Below are 17,293 nucleotides of genomic sequence, written 5' to 3'. Positions count from 1 at the left end.
TACGGCTCGCGCTGCACCCGGAAAATAAGACAAGTCCTAGAGTCGGTAAGAAATGTCCTAGAGGCGCACAGGAGTGTCCCCGGGGCGTCCTTCAGGCACGCGAGACCATCCAGCTGGACAGCGCCGCGACGGGCCTGGAAGTCACCTGGGCGACGGCGACGGATAGAGCCCCGCAAGCCGGGCAATCAGCACACCGACGTAAAACACCCCGGTGAACTCCTCGATCATCACCAGCGAGCGGGCGTGGTTGGTCATGGGCACGATGTCGCCGTACCCGGTGGTGGTGAGGGTGGTGAAGCTGAAATAGAGCAGCTTGAAGAGGGTGCCGGGCTGGGTGAAGTCGAGACGGGCGGGGCCGAACGAGGCGGCGGTGGATATCTCGGTCAGGGCGTAGATGAAGCACCAGGCGAACGCGATCATGATGTAGCCGGCAAGCGCGCCATGCAGTTTGTCGGCGGTGATCTGCCCGCGCCGGAGGACATAGCGGAGCACGCCGCTGATCGTGACGGCCAGGGAGGCCGCATAGACTATCCCGGCAAGCTCCAGCAGCGTCAGGTTCGCCTGCCACAGCGCCAGCCACTGCAGCGCGATCCCGGTCAGCGCCAGGCCCAGTTTGAGGATGAACGCCCGCCGGGTCTGCGGGGTCGCGAAGGCGCCCACGAGCAGGACGCTGGAGAACAGGATGCCGAGCAGCGTGCGCGCGAACAGGCCTTCCTCCAGGTAGGGGAACACCAGCACCAGGCCGATCAGCAGCAGCAACAGGTAGGTGCAGGGCCCCACGCCGATGATCATCTGCGCCAGGTCTTCGTCGGATTCCATCCTGTCTGTCGAATGTGTCATGCGTTTCTTCCTGGCGGGCGGATGTCGATCGCAACGGGCTGCTGCGCGGTCGTCCGGGGGTGACGCTGGAAGTCTAGACAGTGCCGCGACGGGCCGGGGGCAACCCGGGGGCCGGCTCGGAAAATATTCGCTTCGCTGGCCGCCTTCGGTGGCGGCGCCGCCGGATGATTGAAACCGTCACGGGAGAACGATCCCCGGCGGGCCGCTCTGGCTCGCGGCGGGGCCGGGCCGGCGGGAGGCGCCGTCGCTCCCGGGCATGTGACCGCGCCGGGGGGATGGTCTATATCCAATAGGCCCGGGAAGGAGCGCCTGAAGGAGTCTTCCGGGTTCACACCCACCCCGCGACAGGAGGACTCCCCGTGATCAACCTTTCCACGGCCAGGTTGCTGACCCACTACAAGCGCTGGGCCGACCAGCAGTTCTTCGCCAGCCTGGCCACGCTGGCGCCCGAGGAGCTCGACCGGCAGCGCGCCGGGCCGATGAAGACCATGATCGCCACGCTCAACCACATCCATGTGGTGGACTGCATCTGGCAGGCCCATCTGCAGGGCGGCGAGCACGGCTTCACCTCGCGCCAGGCGCTGCCTTACCCTGAGCTTGCCGACCTGCGGCAGGCGCAGCTGGAGGTGGACGACTGGTTCATCGACTGGGCCGACGGGCAGACGGAGGCGGCGCTGGATACGCCGATCGATTTCGCCTTCGTCTCCGGCAACCGGGGCACCATGAGCGCCGGCGCCATGCTGCTGCATGTGGTCAACCACGGCACCTATCACCGGGGCTGGCTGGTGCAGATGTACTTCGAGATTCCCGCGATGCCGCCGATGACCGACCTGTCGGTGTACCTCACCGAGGCCTGCCCGGCGCCGCTCGCCAGCTGCTAGGCGTCCGGCGTGGCCATGTGTTCGACGATCTTGCCGCGCAGCCAGCGCTCGGCGGGGTCGTTGTCGGTGACTTCGCCCCAGACCATGGACAGCTCCGAGGTGACGATGGGGAAGGGCGGGTCGTCGGCGCGCAGGCTGCTGCCGTCGATCAGCGCCGCCGCCGCGTAGTCCGGCACGCAGGAGAGCAGTTCGGTGCCCGGCAGGATCGCGCGCAGGCCGCTGAACTGCGGCACCGCCAGCATCACCCGGCGGGTGCGGCCGACGCGGGCCAGGTCGTTGTCGATGTTGCCGCTCAGGTCGCCGGAGAAGGACACCAGCGCGTGCGGGCGCTCGCTGAAGTCATCCAGGCTGAGGGGGCCGGGGCGGTCGTCGCCGCGCAGTACCTTGACCGTCATGTCGCGCAGCTTGCGGCGCTTGGCGTTGGCCGGGAGGTCGGTGGTGTAGCTGACGCCGACGGAGATTTCCCCCGAGGCGAGCATCGCCGACATCAGCAGGAAGTTGACCCGCCGCACCACCACGACCACCTCCGGCGCCTCCTCGCGGATCTGCTTGAGCAGTTGCGGGAACAGGCCGAACTCGGCGTCGTCGGAGAGGCCGATGCGGAAGGTGTCGCGGTTGGTCGCCGGGTCGAACTCCCGCGCGCGGCTGACGGCGCTGGAGATGGTGTCCATCGCCGGCTGCAGTTCGCGGAGGATCGCCAGGGCGCGCAGGGTGGGCTCGTAGCCCTTGCCGTTGCGCACCAGCAGCGGGTCGTCGAAAAGGTCGCGCAGGCGGGCCAGGGCTGCGCTGACGGCCGGCTGGCCGAGGAAGAGCTTTTCCGCGGCGCGGGTCAGGTTCCTTTCGAACATCAGCGTCTCGAAGATCACCAGCAGGTTCATGTCGACGCGGCGCAGTTCGTTGCGGTTCATCCCGGTTTCCCTATGGTCTTGTTGGCGTGCAGGCAGGGCGATTCAGGCAGCAATTATTGCGCACATCGGCGGATTGTCCCGTCGCCGGCCCGGCTTCTGGTCCGAGGCGGAGAGGCTAGCCGGCGAAGCGCCGGAGGAAGTCGTTCACCGTCTCCAGCACCACCGCCGGCTGCTGGCGGTGCGGGACGTGGCCGCAGTCGGGCAGCAGCTTCAGTTCCGTGGGCACGCCGGGCACCGAGGTGAGGCGCTCCGGGTGCAGCGCCGAGCCGTATTCGTCCTGCTCGCCGTGCAGGCTGAGGACCGGGCAGCGCACCTGGGCCAGCTCGGCGTCGAGGTTCCAGTCGCTGAATTCTTCCGACAGCCAGGTGTCGACCCAGGCGCGCAGCACCCAGAAGGCCTTGTCGCCGTGATACTTCTGCAGGCGCTCCAGCTGGCCTTCGCGGGCGAATTCCTGTTCGGCGGCGCGGATGCCGTCGCGGGTCCGGTGCTCGACGAAGGCCTGCGCCGATTCGGTGACCAGCGCCGCGCAGGCCGCCGGATGCCGCGCCGCGCAGGCCACCGCCATGGCGCCGCCGACGCTGTGGCCGAACACCACGCAGCGGGCGAAGCCGAAGTGCTGTTGCAGCGCCGGGAAGTGTTCCCGCGCCTCGTCGTCGATGAAGGCCAGGGGCAGGGCGCCGGGGTAGGCGTCGGAGCGGCCGAAGCCCAGGCGGTCGTAGGCGATCACCGCGCGCCCGGTGCTGCGCGCGAGGTTCTCCGGGAAGTCCCGCCACAGCGCCACGCAGCCCAGGGAGTCATGCAGCAGCAGGATGGGCTCGCCACGGGGCGCGGCGGGCGCCCAGTCCTGGGCGAAGAGCTGGCCCTTCTCGGTGCTGATCCAGTGTTCCCGGGTGCTGACTTGCAACGGCATGACGCTCTCCTGTGCTGCGGGCCGACGCGCTTTGGTCCGACCATGGTATTCCGGCGAGCGGTCCGGGGGCGATATGCGCAAGGGCGGCGGGGCCGGTCGGGTCCCAGAGGGAAATTGCAGATCCTGGCCGGCTACTAAGGAAACCTTAAGGCAGCCACGGGATGATGGCGACTCGCGGCCGGAGTTGTCCCGGAAAGTGCTCACACCGGGTCCGGCCGTCTTTTTTCCCCTCGGGCGTCCTGCCTAGATCGATTGCCGCAGCTCCGAACCGCGAGCCGTCCGGTATCACCCGGCCTGCAGTGCCGATCGATAGGCGAATATCCCCGGCGCCCCTCCCGTCATGACCAGCAGGATGTTGTCGCCCCGCGCGTACCGGCCGTTGTTCAGGTCGGTGACCAGGCCCGCGAACGCCTTTCCGGAGTAGACCGGATCGACCAGCAGCCCCTCGGAACGCGCCATCAGCTGCAACGCGGAGAGCATGGAGGACGTCGGGATTCCGTACCCCTCACCGCGTTGCGTGCCATCGACGTCGATCATTTCCGGCCCGATGCCGTGCTCACTGCCAAGCAGCTCCAGGGTCTGCCGGGTCAGTTCAAGAGTCCGGCGCTGCGTTTCAGCCGCGTCGGCGAGCACCGCATAGGACTTGATGAACGCGGTATTTCGCCCCATCGCGGCGAAGCCGGCGGCCAGGCCGGCATGGGTGCCCGAACTACCATTGGCCATGACCATCCGTGTGAAGCGCAGGTCCAGGCTTTCTTCCTGCCGGGCGATTTCAAGGGCTGCCTTTGCGTAACCCAGGCAGCCAACGGCGGTGGAACCACCCGTGGGGATGACCCTGACCTTGCAGCCTGATTTGCCGAGTTCCTCCGCGCGGGCGTCGGCGTAAAGCGCGGTGGTCGTTCCCGGCGGCGCTATGTGCACGGTTGCACCAAACAGCTGATTCAGCAGGACGTTGCCGTTGTGCTCGTAATCGTCATCGTCCCGGGGCACGGCGCGGCCCAGGACCAGCTCGCAACGAAGGCCCAGCTTCGCGCACGCCGCCGCGGTCAATCGAGCGTGGTTGGATTGCAGCCCGCCCATGGTGATGACGACATCCACCTTGTCGCGGAGCGCTTCGCCCAGGTGGAACTCGAGCTTTCGCAGCTTGTTCCCGCCGCCGCCCAGGGCCATGTAGTCGTCACGCTTGGCGAAGAGCTTGATGCCGCGCTCCAGCAGCCCGAGGGAGCGCTCGACACCGGCCAGGCGCTGGATGGGGGTTGGCTGTTCAAGCAGGCCTACCTGTGGGAAGCGATCGAGCAGCGATTGCAGGGGAAGCATGGTGACGAACCTCGTGCATGACTTGACGAGGTCACGGTATTCAAAAACTATTTGTTAATAAATAAAGTGAATATTCAATCATATTTAATCAGAGATTAAAGATGGATCGTCTTCGCGCAATGGAGGTGTTCGTCGCTGTCGCCGAACAGGGCAGCTTCAGCCAGGCGGCCGAGAGCCTGGAGCTGTCCACCGTGATGGTCAGCCGGTATATCCGCGGGCTGGAGGATGCGATGCGGGTCGAGCTGTTCCAGCGCAGCACCCGGCGCATGCATATCACCGAAGCCGGGCGGATCTTCTACGAAGAGTCCCGGCAGGCGCTGGAGCAGGTCCGCAGGGCCTACGAGCGCGTCGAAAGCCTGCAGCAGGCGCCCAGTGGCCTGCTGCGCATCAGCGCCCCGATGACCCTCGGCGCGTCCCTGGTCGCTCCCCTGGTTGCCGACTTCCTCCGTGAACACCCGCAAGTGCGGGTCGACCTGGTGCTGAGCAACAGCGTCGTCGACCTGATGGCGGAAGGCTTCGACGCGGCTTTTCGCATCGGCAACCTGGGCGATGCCGACCTGATCGCCAAGGCGCTGCGTCCCTACCGCATGGTGATCTGCGCCGCCCCCGGGTACCTGGCAACGCACGGCCGGCCAGGCGCGCCGGCAGGGCTGGCGGATCACCGGTTGCTGGTGCATTCCACCTGGACCAGCCGCTTCACCTGGCCATTGCTGGACAAGGACAAGGAATATCCCTGGCCGGAACATTGGGTGCTGAAGAGCAACGACGGCCAGGCGTTGCGGCTCGCGGCGCTGAAAGGGAACGGAATCCTGATGCAGCCCGAGTTCCTGGTCGCCGAGGACCTTCGCGCGGGGCGTCTGGTCTCGTTGCTCGACGACTTCCTGCCCGCCGCGCGCCCGGTCAACCTTGTCTACCTGCGTCAGCGGGGCGCCCTGCCCAAGCTGGATGCCTTCGTTCGATTCGCCCAGCAGCAGATGGGGTAGGGACCGTCCCGAGGGCTCCGACGCTCCCTCCGGCGCTCTACAAGTGGGGCAAGGTGCATGCGGGCATCTGCCGCGAAGCAGCCGCCCCAATAACCGGCGCGGCCGGGCCAACGCTCCGGGCCCCGTGATCCGGCCCGGGCCGCGGGTTGCAATCCCGAGGGGCGTTACACCTGTAAGGGCCGGTCTGCGGTATCAGGGCTGGGCATTGGGCGGGACGATGTTGTACAGCTTCATCCAGCGGTACAGCGTGGGGCGCGACATGCCCAGTTCCCGCGCTGCCGCACTGACGTTCCAGCGCTGGTTGCGCAGGCAGTTCTCCAGCTCATGGGCATGGCCTGATGCCTGCGCCGGCGCGGTACGCGCGCTCTGGCGCGGATTGACGCTGGGCAGGCATTCCTCCGGCAGGTCGTTGACGGTGATTTCGTCACTCTCTGCGGTGGCCAGGGCGTACTGCAGGGCGTTGCGCAACTCGCGGATGTTGCCCGGCCAGCCGTAGGCGAGCAGGGCGCTCATGGCGTCGCCGCGAATTCGCGCGGGCCGCTGGCGTTGCCGGGAAAGTTCGCTGAACACGCGCTCGATCAGGAAGCCCTTGTCGGCCCTTTCCCGCAGCGGAGGCAGGCGCAGGATCGCGCCGTTGAGGCGGTAGTAGAGGTCCTCGCGGAAGCGCCCCGAGTCGATCAGCTGGCGCAGGTCGCGGTGGCTCGCGGCGACCACGCGGATATCCACCTTGATCGGCTTCTCGCCGCCCAGGGGCATCACTTCCTGTTCGGCCAGCACCCGCAGCAGCCGGGTCTGCAGGTGCAGGGGCATGTCGCCGATCTCGTCGAGGAACAGGGTGCCGCCATCGGCCTGCTGGATCAGCCCGCGCATGCCCTTGCTGCGGGCACCGGTGAAGGTCCCGGGCTGGTAGCCGAAGAGTTCGCTCTCGATCAGCGATTCAGGCATCGCCGCGCAGTTGATGGCGACGAAGGGGGCCTTGCGGCGATTGCCGCTGTCGTGCAGGGCACGGGCCAGGCGTTCCTTGCCGGTGCCGGTCTCGCCGTTGAGCAGCACGTTCAGCGGCTCGCTGCACAGGCGCTTGGCGCGGCTGAGCATCTTGCGCATGGCCGGGTCGTCGTCGGCCAGCTCGTCCAGCGCGCAGCCGGGCGCCTTCGCCTCCGCGCCGGGGACCGCGGGCGAGGTGCGCGCCGGCTCCATCAGCGCGGCGAAGAACAGGGCGCCCTGCCGGTGGGTGCGGAAGGCGCGAACCTGATCGGCGCTGGCCAGGGGGATGCTGAAGATGTCGTCAGGCTCGCAGTCGAAAAGCTCCTGGATGCGCACCGGTCGCGCCAGGATCGAACGGCTCTCCGGTATCTGCAGGCCGCACTCGGCGAGCAGCGCGCGGGCGGCGGTGTTGGCGGCCAGGAGCGTGCCGTCGCCGTCCAGCGCGAGCAGGTACTGGCGGTTGATGAGGACGAACTCGCGGGAGCTGTCGAAGCAGAGGATCGGGCAGTCGCGGTAACGGCGCAGGAAGTAGGCGTCCTCGATCATCCGGGCGTACTGCTTCACCAGTTGCAGGGCGAACTGCTGGGAGTCCTTCGACGGCGGAGACTTCAGCGCCGAGATGTCGAGCACCGCGAGCAGTTGCCCCTGCGGGTTGAAGATCGGCACTGCGGTACAGGTCAGGCTGATGTGGTGGGCGCTGAAGTGGTCCTGGTGGTGGCAGGTCAGCGGCTGCTGCTCCTTGATGCAGGTGCCCACGGCGCAGGTGCCGGCGTGATCCTCGCTCCAGTCGGCGCCGAGGTAGAGGCCGGTGCGCCGGTGCGATGCCTCGTCCATGGGGTCGCCGAGGAACTGCACGGTGATGCCACGGCTGTCGGTGAGCAGGATCACGTAGCCCAGCTCGGCGATGTGCCGGTACAGGTGTTCGACTCCGGAACGCGCCACGTTGAGCAGCTCGTCGGCCTGGCCCTGGTGTTCGCGCAACACCTGGCGCGGCACGAAGCGGGGCGGGGCGGGCTTGGCCGGGTCGAGGCCGTAGTCCTGGATGCAGCGCTTCCAGGAGCGCGTGATGATCGGCTCGTGGCCGTTGGCGCGGACACGGTCGCTGGCGTAGGACAGCACGGTGTCGATGTGCAGGCTAGGGGTCGAAAGAGTGCTCATGCGGCCTCCCCGGACGCCGGGGGTGAGGGCCCGGAAGTCCGTGACGATCTTGTTATTTTCCGGCGGCTGCACCTGGGCGCGCGCTGGCAAGGTTGCGAACACCTTACGAGTTTAATACCACGGCGTCACCTGCCCTTTGGTCGCCTGTCGGCGCCGCCGCCGGAACCGTCCTGACACCTGTAAAGCCGCCGGACGCATGCCTTACACCTGTAAAGCCGGTTCTTTACAGGTGGCACTGCATGATGTTGCGCGAATTATTTAAAAATGCACTTAAAACAATGACTTAAATACTGATCGAGGTGTTGGCATACAAGCTGCTCCCAGGTTGGCCAGGGGCTGGAAAGCTCCCGAGACCAATAACAATTAACGCCGCGCCCCTTCGGTTCCCGCCTTGCCGAGCGGTCCGGCGCCAGCCTGGAGTTCTGCCATGCCTGACTCATCGTCCATGAGCACCGCGCTCAGCCGCAGGCGTTTCCTCAGCCTGTCGGGCCAGTCCGTCCTGATCCTCGGCGCGCTCTCCGTGACCAGCCAGCTCATTCCCGTGACCGCCATTGCCGACGACGCGCTGCCCGTGCTGCCCGCCGGGCTCCTGCGCATGGGCCGCGACATCTATCCGCACGACCGCCTGGGCGACGCGCCCTATGCCAAGTCCCTGTCCGGGCTGGTCGACAAGCAGCCCGGCCTGGTCCAGGGCGGCCTCGCGGCGCTGCAGGCCCGCGCCCGCGCCGTGCATGGCCAGGCTTTCGAGGACATCGCCAGCGAGGATGAGCGTGTCGCCCTGCTGCGCGAAATCGAGACCACGCCGTTCTTCCGCGAGACCCGCAGCGCCCTGATGTTCGGCATCTACGACGACAAGACGCTGTTCCCGCTGTTCGGCTACGAGGGTTCCTCGGCGGAGAAGGGCGGTTACCTGGCGCGCGGCTTCAACGATATCGACTGGCTCTGAGCCACCCAACCCGACAACAACTCCAACAACGAGGGCTGACTTCATGGCAGCGAAATTTTCCCAGGACGACAGCGACGTCGTCGTGATCGTCGGTTCCGGCGCGGGCGGCGGCACCCTGGCCCACGCGCTGGCCCGGCAAGGCATCCGCGTGGTGGTGCTGGAAGCGGGCAAGCGCTTCGAGATGAGCGACATCGAAAACGATGAATGGGCCATGTTCAACAAGATCTCCTGGCTCGACAAACGCATCGCCACCGGCGGCTGGGACGTGGCCAGCAATCACCCGAACCTGCCGGCCTGGATCGTCAAGGCGGTCGGTGGCAGCTCGGTGCACTGGGCCGGCGTGGCCCTGCGCTTCCGCGACTTCGAGTTCCGCATGCGCACCGAGAATGGCGATATCAAGGGTGCCAACGTGCTCGACTGGCCCGTCAGCCACGAGGAAATGGAACCCTGGTACGTCAAGGCCGAGAAGCACATGGGCGTCACCGGGCCGAGTACCGGCATGCCGTACCACCAGTGGCACAACTCCTTCAAGGTGCTGGCCACGGGCGCCCAGCGCATCGGCTACAAGGAAATCCAGTCCGGGCCGATGGCGATCAATACCCGGCCCTACGACGAGCGTCCCGGCTGCATGCAGATCGGCTTCTGCATGCAGGGCTGCCGCATCGGCGCCAAGTGGTCGACCCTCTACACCGACATCCCCCGCGCGGAGGCCACCGGCAACTGCGAGGTGCGCCCGCAGAGCATGGCCCTGCGCATCGAGCACGACGCCCGTGGCCGCGTCACCGGCGTGGTCTACGCCGACGCCGAGGGCCGCCAGCAGCGGCAGAAGGCGCGGGTGGTGTGCGTGGCCGGCAACTCCATCGAGTCGCCGCGCCTGCTGCTCAACTCCGAGTCGTCGATGTTCAAGGACGGCCTGGCCAATTCCTCCGGCCAGGTGGGGCGCAACTACATGTGCCACACCACCGCCGGCATCTATGCGGTGATGCCCAAGCCGGTGCACATGTACCGGGGCACCACCTGCGCCGGGATCATCTCCGACGAGTCCTACAACGACACCTCGCGCGGTTTCGTCGGCGGCTACCGGCTGGAGATCCTCTCCCTCGGCCTGCCGTTCATGTCCGCCTTCCTCGACCCGACGCCGCAGGGCTGGGGCCGGGGCTTCGCCTCGCGGATGGAGCGCTACGACCACATGTCCGGCGTCTGGCTGTGCGGCGAGGACCTGCCCCGGGAGCAGAACCGCATCACCCTGCACGGCACCGAGAAGGACCAGTACGGCCTGCCGGTCCCGGTGGTGCACAAGGACGACCATCCCTTCGACAACGCCATGCGCGACCACGGCGTGGAGCAGACCCGCAAGTGCTACGAGGCGGTGGGGGCCACCGAGGTCATCCGCCTGCCGTCCTACCCGGCCAGCCACAACATGGGCACCAACCGCATGAGCGCCAAGGCCGCCGACGGCGTGGTCAACAAGTGGGGGCAGAGCCACGACATTCCCAACCTGTTCGTCTCCGACGGCAGCCAGTTCACCACCAGTGGCGGGCAGAACCCGACGCTGACCATCGTCGCGCTGGCCCTGCGCCAGGCCGAACACATCGGCTCGCTGATCAACCAGCGCGCCCTCTGAGGAGCCGATCCATGACCATTCCCAGCAATGCCCAGCGCCTCTGGATGCTCGAGCGGATGCTCGTCAGCCGCTACCTGGAGGAGTCCATCGAGCGCATCTACATGGAAGGCAAGACCCCGGTCTTCAACATGGCCAACGGCCCCATCCCGGGCGAGATGCACCTGTCCAACGGCCAGGAGCCTTGTGCCGTGGGCGTTTGCGCCCATCTGGAGGCCGGCGACATCGTCACCGCCACCCACCGTCCCCACCACATCGCCGTGGCCAAGGGCGTCGACCTCGACGGCATGGTCGCCGAGATCTTCGGCAAGAAGACCGGCCTGGCCGGCGGCCGGGGCGGCCACATGCACCTGTTCGACGAGCGGGTGAACTTCGCCTGCTCCGGGATCATCGCCCAGGGCCTCGGCCCGGCGGTGGGCGCCGCGCTGTCGCGCCAGTTGCAGGGCAAGCCGGGCGTCGCCGTCGCCTTCCTGGGCGAGGGGGCGGCCAACCAGGGCGCCTTCCACGAGGCGCTGAACCTGGCGGCGGTGTGGAAGCTGCCGGTGGTGTTCGTGATCGAGGACAACGCCTGGGGCATCTCGGTGGCCAAGGCCTCCTCGACCGCCATCGAGCGCAACTACCTGCGGGCCGCCTCCTACGGCATACCCGGCGTCTTCGTGCCCGGCAACGACCCGGAGGCGATCTTCGCCGCCGCTGGCGAGGCCATTGCCCGCGCCCGTGCCGGCCAGGGGCCGAGCCTGCTGGAGCTGGAAACCTCGCGGCTGGCCGGTCACTTCATGGGCGACGGCGAAACCTATCGTCCCGCCGGCGAGAAGGCTGCCCTGCAGGAGAAGGACCCGATCCCGGCCTACCGCCGGCGCCTGCTGGAGCTGGGCGTGGCCGACGCCGCGACCCTGGCCGGCATGGAGGAGCGCGCCCGCGGCCGCGTCGACGCCGCCGTGCAGTTCGCCCGCGACAGTGCCTATCCGGCGCCGGAGGAGGCGCTGGAAAAGGTCTTCGTCTGAACCCCAGGCCCATCCCGACAACAAGGACAAGATCATGAGCCAACCCACGACCATGAAAGCCGCCGTCTGGCACGGCCGCCGCGACATCCGCCTGCAGGACGTCGCCCGCCCGCCGCAACCCGCCGCCGGCTGGGTGCAGATCCGCGTGCACTGGTGCGGCATCTGCGGTTCCGACCTGCACGAATACCTCGCCGGCCCGGTGTTCATCCCCACCGCCGAGGCCCATCCGCTCACGGGCATCCAGGGCCAGTGCATCCTCGGCCACGAGTTCTGCGGCGAGATCGTCGCCCTGGGTGAGGGTGTCAGCGGTTTCAGCGCCGGCCAGCGCGTCGCCGCGGACGCCTGCCAGCACTGCGGCGAATGCCTGTTCTGCACCCAGGGCCAGTACAACCTCTGCGAGCGCCTGGCCTTCACCGGGCTGATGAACAACGGCGCCTTCGCCGAGCTGGTCAACGTCCCGGCGAACCTGCTCTACCCGCTGCCGGACGGCTTCCCCAGCGAGGCCGGCGCGCTGATCGAGCCGCTGGCGGTGGGCATGCACGCGGTGAAGAAGGCCGGCAGCCTGCTGGGCAGGACGGTGGTGGTGGTCGGCGCCGGCACCATCGGCCTGTGCACGATCATGTGCGCCCGCGCGGCCGGGGCCGCCCGGATCATCGCCCTGGAAATGTCCACGGCGCGCAAGGCCAAGGCGCTGGAAGTGGGCGCCAGCGAGGTGATCGACCCCAGCCAGTGCGACGCCGTCGCCGCCGTGCGCGAGCGCACCGGGGGTCATGGCGCGGCGCTGTCGTTCGAGTGCATCGGCCACAAGAGCACCGCGCAGCTGGCCATCGACGTGATCCGCAAGGGCGGGCGTTGCGTGATGGTGGGCATCTTCGAGGAAGCCAGCAGCTTCAACTTCTTCGACATCGTCGCCAGCGAGAAGGAGGTGGTCGGTGCGCTGGCCTACAACGGCGAATTCGCCGACGTCATCGCCCTGATCGCCGACGGCCGCCTGGACGTCACCCCGCTCATCACCGGCCGCATCGAGCTGGAGCACATCCTCGAACAGGGCTTCGAGGAGCTGGTGAACAACAAGGACCAGAACGTGAAGATCATCGTCAGGCCCGCCACTGCCGCGGCCGGCGCCTGATCCGTCGACGAGGAATACAGACATGTCCGCAGCGATCAAAGAACGCAAACTCACCATCGCCCGCGCCATGGCCGAGGCGCTGGCCCAGGAAATGCGCGTTGACCCCAGGGTCTTCGTCATGGGCGAGGATATCGGCCAGCTCGGCGGGGTCTTCGGCAACACCCGCGGCCTGCACGAGGAATTCGGTAGTGCGCGGGTGCGCGATACGCCGATCTCCGAAACCGCCTTCATCGGCGCCGCCGTGGGCGCGGCCTCCGACGGCATGCGGCCGATCGTCGAACTGATGTTCGTCGACTTCTTCGGCGTGTGCATGGACGCCATCTACAACCTGATGGCGAAGAACACCTACTTCTCCGGCGGGCGGGTCAAGGTGCCCATGGTGCTGATGGCCTCCACCGGCGCCGGCTACTCCGATGCCGGCCAGCACTCGCAGTGCCTCTACGGCACCTTCGCCCACCTGCCGGGCATGAAGGTGGTGGTGCCCAGCAACGCCTATGACGCCAAGGGCCTGATGACCGCCGCCATCCGCGACGACAACCCGGTGGTCTACCTGTTCCACAAGTCCCTGCAGGGCATGGGCTGGCTCGGCACCGAGAAGGGCGCCACCGTCGCCGTGCCGGAGGAGCCCTACGTGGTGGAGATCGGCAAGGCGAAGACCGTGCGCGAGGGCCGCGATGTCACCCTCGTCAGCCTCGGTGCCGGCGTCCACCACGCCCTGCGCGCCGCCCAGCAGCTGGAGCAGCAGGGCGTCAGCGCCGAGGTCATCGACCTGCGCAGCCTGGTGCCGCTGGACCGCGAGCACGTCATCGAGTCGGTGAGGAAGACCGGCCGGCTGATCGTGATCGACGAGGACTACCACAGCTTCGGCGTCAGCGGCGAGGTGATCGCCAGCGTGGTCGAGCACGATGTCCGCATGCTCAAGGCCAGCCCGCAGCGCGTGGCCTTCCCGGACATCCCGATTCCCTTCACCCCGCCCATGGAGCAGTGGGCACTGCCCAATGCGGCGAAGATCGTCGCCGCCTACCAGACACTGAAGAACGAGGAGTAAGACATGACTACCCCCATCCTGATTGCCGATGACCTCTGGGAAGGCGATGCCGAAGCCGTGATCACCTCCTGGCTGGTCACCGATGGCGCGGAGGTCGCCCAGGGCGACCTGGTGGCCGAGATCATGTCCGAGAAGGCCCAGTTCGAGATCGAGGCCCCGGCCAGCGGCGTGCTGCGCATCCTCGAAGCGGAAGACGCGGTGGTCGCCAAGGGCGCGACCATCGCCCGGGTGGAGTGAGCCCATGGGCCAGATGCAGACGCCGGCTTCCGCCGGCCCGGTGACGGTGCCGCTCAAGGGCATGCGCAAAATGATCGCCGCGAAGATGAGCGAAAGCCTGCAGACCGCGGCGCAGCTGACCCACCACGCCGAGTGCGAGCTGACCGCCCTGCAGGCCAGGCGGGCGCAGCTCAAGGCGGCGGGCAGCCAGGTGTCCCTGCAGGACCTGCTGCTCTTCGAGGTCGTGAGCACCCTGAAGAACCACCCCGGGCTCAACGCGACCCTGGTGGACAACCAGATCACCCGGCATGCCCAGGTGCACCTCGGCCTGGCGATCCCGTTGCCGGACGACCTGCTGGTGGCACCGGCGCTGTTCGATGCCGACCAGCTCGACGCGGAGGGCCTGGCGCTGGCGCGCAGGGCCCTGGTGGACAAGGCCCTGGCCGGGAAGCTGTCGGTGAAGGAACTGACCGGCGCCACGGTGACCGTGACCAACCTGGGGCTGTCGCGGGTGCGTTTCTTCACGCCCATCCTCAATGTCCCGCAGGTGGCCATCGTCGGACTGGGCGGCGTCCAGCGTCGGCTGCAACGGCTCGCCGACGGGACCCTGGTGGAGCGGGACTTCATGGGCCTGTCGCTGACCTTCGACCACCGGGCGGTGAACGGCGCGCCGGCCGCGGACTTCCTCGACGACCTGTGCCGGCGGATCGAAGGGGGCGAGCCGGCGTGAGGCGGACCTGGCGTGTCGCCGTCGAGGCCGGGCCGGCAGCCGAGCGGTAATTGCCGGACCGGGTGCACGCCGCAGACGAGGCGTGGGGGTTGCTGCTAAGGCGGCCCTCCGACTCCGCCCTGGACCTGCGCTGCCGGACTTCCATCCATGTGAGTGCTTGACGCCGGCATGGGCGTCGGTGGAAAGCCTGGCATCGCGCTTCGACGCCTTGGGAGCCTGGTGGCCCGGCGGCGTGACCTCTGCGTCGGCCCCGGCGGGGCGGTGATCTGGGCTGCCGGCAGGCTCACTCCAGCCGCGAAAGAATGTCCCAGGCCAGCTTCACCCTCGCCTCGTTGGGGAAGTTGCGGTTGGCCAGCAACACGACGCCGCGCTGCTTCGCCGGCACGAACGCCACGTAGGCGCCGAAGCCGGCGGTGGCGCCGGTCTTGTTCACCCAGACCTTTTGCTGCGGCGGCAGCGGCGGGGTGATGGCGGTGACCGGCTGGCTGTCCTGGACCATCCGGCTGCCGTTGTACTGCTGCAGCTCCGCCAGCTTCGGCGGGTAGGCGTATTGCTCCCAGATCAGGTCCTGGGTCATCGGGCCGACCTTGTAGTAGCCGGTGCGGGTGGCGTCGAGCGCGGCCTGCAGCTTTTCCCCCAGCTTGACCCGGCCCAGCTGGATCTCGACGAAGCGCAACAGGTCGCGGCTGCTGGTGCGCACGCCATAGGCCACGTCGGCCAGCACGTCGGGGTTGAGCCGCACCGGCGCGTCGTCCTTGTCGTAGCCCTGGGCGTAGGCGCCCTGGCGCGTCACCGGCACCTCGATATGGGTGTTGGAGAGGCCCAGCGGGGCGAACAGGTTGCGCTGCATCGCCGTCTTGAACGGCACGTCCAGCGCCCGTTCGGTGGCGAAGCCGACCAGGGCGATGCTGGGGTTGGCGTAGGTGCGCTGGGTGCCGACGAGGTACTGCGGCTGCCAGTCGTTGTAGTAGTCGGTGAGCTGCGCGGGCGTCTGCACCGCGTCGGGAATCTGCAGCGGGAAGCCGCCGGCGGTATGGGTGGCGAGGTTGATCAGGCTGACCCCGTCCAGCGCGCTGCCGCGCAGCTCCGGCAGGTAGCGGGTGGGGCTGTCCTTCAGCGACAGCTTGCCGGCGGCCTGGGCGAAGGCGGCGAGGGTCGCGGTGAAGGTCTTGCTGATCGAGCCGATCTCGAACAGCGTGTCGCTGGTGACCGGCTGGTGGTTCTCCCGCGAGGCCAGGCCGAAGTTGTAGAAGCGCTGCTCGCCGTTGTCGGTGACGCCGATCGCCAGCCCCGCGATGCCGTGCTCGCGCATCACCGCCGCGGCGGCCTTCTGCACCCGGGCGTCGAAATCCGGCGCCATGGCGTAGGCCGGGGCAATGCCGGCGAGGGCGAGCGAGCAGCTGAGCGTGAGCGGGCCGGGCAGGCGCATGGCGAACTTCCTGTTGCGATGGGCAAAAGCTGAACCTGACCCTAGCACCGCCGCGCCCGGTGCTCCAGTCGCGCCCCCGGCGACGGTCTGCGCTACGCCGGCCGCCGCGCCGGTGGTAGCATGCGCGCCCCATGCGATTCGCCGACCTCGACCAACGCCTTGCCGACCTGGGCGCGCTGCCCATGCACCGCGCGCGGATGCTGCGTGCCTGGCTGCAGGGCCGGGCGCTGGACGCGGGTACCCGGCGCATGGCCAGCGAGGATTTCCTGCCGCTGCCGGTGCGCAACGGTGTGGAGGAAATCGCCGCCGAGCTGGAGGCGCTGGCCCGGGTGCATTCCCGCCACCCCGGCGCGGATGGCTCCGAGCGCCTGCTGGTGCGGCTGCGCGACGGGCAGATGGTGGAGAGCGTGCTGCTGCCGCGCGGCGGCGTGTGCGTCTCCACCCAGGTCGGCTGCGCGGTGGGCTGTCTGTTCTGCATGACCGGCAAGAGCGGCCTGCTGCGCCAGCTGAGCACCATGGAAATCCTCGCCCAGCTGGTGCTGGCGCGCCGCCTGCGGCCAGTGAAGCGCGTGGTGTTCATGGGCATGGGCGAGCCGGCGCACAACCTCGACAACGTGCTCGAAGCGATTGACCGCCTCGGCAGCGACGGCGGCATCGGCCACAAGAACCTGGTGTTCTCCACCGTCGGCGATCCGCGCGTGTTCGAGCGCCTGCCGCAGCAGCGGATCAAGCCGGCCCTGGCGCTGTCGCTGCACACCAGCAACGCGGCGCTGCGCGAGCAACTGCTGCCGCGCGCGCCGAAGCTCAGCCCCGAGGAACTGGTGGAGCTGGGCGAAACCTACGCGCGCCAGGTCGGCTACCCGATCCAGTACCAGTGGACGCTGCTCAAGGGCATCAACGACGGCCAGGACGAGCTCGACGGCATCCTGCGCCTGCTCAAGGGCAGGTTCGGCGTGCTCAACCTGATCCCCTTCAACAGCCTCGAAGGCGATGCGTACCAGCGCCCGGACGCCGGGCGCATCGTCGAGATCGTCCGCTACCTGCACAGCCGCGGCGTGCTGACCAAGGTGCGCAACAGCGCCGGGCAGGACGTCGACGGCGGCTGCGGCCAGCTGCGCGCCCGCGCCAGCGGACTGATCGCCACCTCGCGCCGGCGGACGCCCCCGTAGGCGCGCGATACCCCGGCAAG

General features: G+C 68.2%; 16 protein-coding genes. 10 read left to right on the top strand and 6 right to left on the bottom strand.

Annotated features, from left to right (window positions below; all coding sequences use genetic code 11):
* Positions 1-141: 141 nt before the first annotated feature.
* A complete protein-coding gene (locus tag AC3B6A_RS16245; protein ID WP_488398236.1) occupies positions 142-840 on the bottom strand; it encodes a potassium channel family protein in 699 nt (232 codons plus the stop codon).
* Between the two features lie 359 nt (positions 841-1,199).
* On the opposite strand from AC3B6A_RS16245, the gene AC3B6A_RS16240 reads away from it, so the two are divergent.
* Entirely contained in the window at positions 1,200-1,721 is a 522-nt protein-coding gene (locus tag AC3B6A_RS16240) for a DinB family protein (RefSeq protein ID WP_488398235.1), read from the top strand.
* Here AC3B6A_RS16240 and AC3B6A_RS16235 read toward each other — a convergent pair.
* The 3 genes from AC3B6A_RS16235 to AC3B6A_RS16225 form a co-directional block, all read right to left on the bottom strand.
* Positions 1,718-2,629: a LysR substrate-binding domain-containing protein gene (locus AC3B6A_RS16235; protein WP_488398234.1), complete on the bottom strand. Its 912-nt coding sequence runs from the start codon at positions 2,627-2,629 to the stop codon at positions 1,718-1,720. The genes AC3B6A_RS16240 and AC3B6A_RS16235 overlap by 4 nt on opposite strands.
* Positions 2,630-2,744: 115 nt before the next feature.
* Positions 2,745-3,539 (bottom strand): alpha/beta fold hydrolase, encoded by a 795-nt coding sequence (locus tag AC3B6A_RS16230; RefSeq protein ID WP_488398233.1) that lies wholly within the window; start codon positions 3,537-3,539, stop codon positions 2,745-2,747.
* A gap of 285 nt (positions 3,540-3,824) precedes the next feature.
* Positions 3,825-4,847, bottom strand: a complete 1,023-nt coding sequence (locus AC3B6A_RS16225) for a D-cysteine desulfhydrase family protein (RefSeq protein ID WP_488403616.1) — start codon at positions 4,845-4,847, stop codon at positions 3,825-3,827.
* A gap of 110 nt (positions 4,848-4,957) precedes the next feature.
* Here AC3B6A_RS16225 and AC3B6A_RS16220 point away from each other — a divergent pair, with 110 nt between their 5' ends.
* Positions 4,958-5,839: a LysR substrate-binding domain-containing protein gene (locus AC3B6A_RS16220; protein WP_488398232.1), complete on the top strand. Its 882-nt coding sequence runs from the start codon at positions 4,958-4,960 to the stop codon at positions 5,837-5,839.
* Between the two features lie 192 nt (positions 5,840-6,031).
* Here the strand turns inward: AC3B6A_RS16220 and AC3B6A_RS16215 are convergent, their stop codons facing one another.
* Entirely contained in the window at positions 6,032-7,981 is a 1,950-nt protein-coding gene (locus tag AC3B6A_RS16215; RefSeq protein WP_488398231.1) for a sigma-54-dependent Fis family transcriptional regulator, read from the bottom strand.
* 427 nt (positions 7,982-8,408) lie between these two features.
* Between AC3B6A_RS16215 and AC3B6A_RS16210 the strand changes: the two genes are divergently transcribed.
* From AC3B6A_RS16210 to AC3B6A_RS16180, 7 genes are read left to right on the top strand one after another with little or no spacing between them, the layout of a single operon-like run.
* Positions 8,409-8,927 carry a gluconate 2-dehydrogenase subunit 3 family protein gene (locus AC3B6A_RS16210; protein ID WP_488398230.1) on the top strand — a complete coding sequence of 173 codons (519 nt, stop codon included), beginning with the start codon at positions 8,409-8,411 and terminating at the stop codon, positions 8,925-8,927.
* A 43-nt stretch (positions 8,928-8,970) separates the two neighbouring features.
* Complete coding sequence (locus AC3B6A_RS16205) at positions 8,971-10,551, top strand: GMC family oxidoreductase (protein WP_488398229.1); 1,581 nt, start codon at positions 8,971-8,973, stop codon at positions 10,549-10,551.
* Positions 10,552-10,562: 11 nt separating this feature from the next.
* Positions 10,563-11,552 carry a thiamine pyrophosphate-dependent dehydrogenase E1 component subunit alpha gene (locus AC3B6A_RS16200; RefSeq protein WP_488398228.1) on the top strand — a complete coding sequence of 330 codons (990 nt, stop codon included), beginning with the start codon at positions 10,563-10,565 and terminating at the stop codon, positions 11,550-11,552.
* A 52-nt stretch (positions 11,553-11,604) separates the two neighbouring features.
* Positions 11,605-12,681: a 2,3-butanediol dehydrogenase gene (locus AC3B6A_RS16195; protein WP_488403615.1), complete on the top strand. Its 1,077-nt coding sequence runs from the start codon at positions 11,605-11,607 to the stop codon at positions 12,679-12,681.
* Positions 12,682-12,703: 22 nt separating this feature from the next.
* Positions 12,704-13,729, top strand: coding sequence for an alpha-ketoacid dehydrogenase subunit beta (locus tag AC3B6A_RS16190; RefSeq protein ID WP_488398227.1), 1,026 nt, complete (start codon positions 12,704-12,706; stop codon positions 13,727-13,729).
* Between the two features lie 3 nt (positions 13,730-13,732).
* Positions 13,733-13,966, top strand: coding sequence for a lipoyl domain-containing protein (locus tag AC3B6A_RS16185; RefSeq protein ID WP_488398226.1), 234 nt, complete (start codon positions 13,733-13,735; stop codon positions 13,964-13,966).
* Between the two features lie 4 nt (positions 13,967-13,970).
* Complete coding sequence (locus tag AC3B6A_RS16180) at positions 13,971-14,675, top strand: 2-oxo acid dehydrogenase subunit E2 (RefSeq protein WP_488398225.1); 705 nt, start codon at positions 13,971-13,973, stop codon at positions 14,673-14,675.
* Between the two features lie 283 nt (positions 14,676-14,958).
* On the opposite strand, the gene ampC is transcribed toward AC3B6A_RS16180, so the two are convergent.
* A complete protein-coding gene (gene ampC / locus AC3B6A_RS16175; protein ID WP_488398224.1) occupies positions 14,959-16,104 on the bottom strand; it encodes a class C beta-lactamase in 1,146 nt (381 codons plus the stop codon).
* Between the two features lie 131 nt (positions 16,105-16,235).
* On the opposite strand from ampC, the gene AC3B6A_RS16170 reads away from it, so the two are divergent.
* A complete protein-coding gene (locus AC3B6A_RS16170) occupies positions 16,236-17,273 on the top strand; it encodes an RNA methyltransferase (RefSeq protein WP_488398223.1) in 1,038 nt (345 codons plus the stop codon).
* Positions 17,274-17,293: the final 20 nt, after the last annotated feature.

Source organism: Pseudomonas sp. B12(2026) (assembly GCF_057767015.1).
The sequence above is the reverse complement of the archived record's forward strand: the minus strand, read 5'-3'. Positions and strand labels throughout refer to the sequence as shown.

Bases quoted from the DNA above. Each gene is read 5' to 3' on its own strand.
- AC3B6A_RS16245 (WP_488398236.1), bottom strand. From the start codon at position 840: ATGACACATTCGACAGACAGGATGGAATCCGACGAAGACCTGGCGCAG.
- AC3B6A_RS16235 (WP_488398234.1), bottom strand. From the start codon at position 2,629: ATGAACCGCAACGAACTGCGCCGCGTCGACATGAACCTGCTGGTGATC.
- AC3B6A_RS16230 (WP_488398233.1), bottom strand. From the start codon at position 3,539: ATGCCGTTGCAAGTCAGCACCCGGGAACACTGGATCAGCACCGAGAAG.
- AC3B6A_RS16220 (WP_488398232.1), top strand. From the start codon at position 4,958: ATGGATCGTCTTCGCGCAATGGAGGTGTTCGTCGCTGTCGCCGAACAG.
- AC3B6A_RS16215 (WP_488398231.1), bottom strand. From the start codon at position 7,981: ATGAGCACTCTTTCGACCCCTAGCCTGCACATCGACACCGTGCTGTCC.
- AC3B6A_RS16210 (WP_488398230.1), top strand. From the start codon at position 8,409: ATGCCTGACTCATCGTCCATGAGCACCGCGCTCAGCCGCAGGCGTTTC.
- AC3B6A_RS16205 (WP_488398229.1), top strand. From the start codon at position 8,971: ATGGCAGCGAAATTTTCCCAGGACGACAGCGACGTCGTCGTGATCGTC.
- AC3B6A_RS16200 (WP_488398228.1), top strand. From the start codon at position 10,563: ATGACCATTCCCAGCAATGCCCAGCGCCTCTGGATGCTCGAGCGGATG.
- AC3B6A_RS16195 (WP_488403615.1), top strand. From the start codon at position 11,605: ATGAAAGCCGCCGTCTGGCACGGCCGCCGCGACATCCGCCTGCAGGAC.
- AC3B6A_RS16190 (WP_488398227.1), top strand. From the start codon at position 12,704: ATGTCCGCAGCGATCAAAGAACGCAAACTCACCATCGCCCGCGCCATG.
- AC3B6A_RS16185 (WP_488398226.1), top strand. From the start codon at position 13,733: ATGACTACCCCCATCCTGATTGCCGATGACCTCTGGGAAGGCGATGCC.
- AC3B6A_RS16180 (WP_488398225.1), top strand. From the start codon at position 13,971: ATGGGCCAGATGCAGACGCCGGCTTCCGCCGGCCCGGTGACGGTGCCG.
- ampC (WP_488398224.1), bottom strand. From the start codon at position 16,104: ATGCGCCTGCCCGGCCCGCTCACGCTCAGCTGCTCGCTCGCCCTCGCC.
- AC3B6A_RS16170 (WP_488398223.1), top strand. From the start codon at position 16,236: ATGCGATTCGCCGACCTCGACCAACGCCTTGCCGACCTGGGCGCGCTG.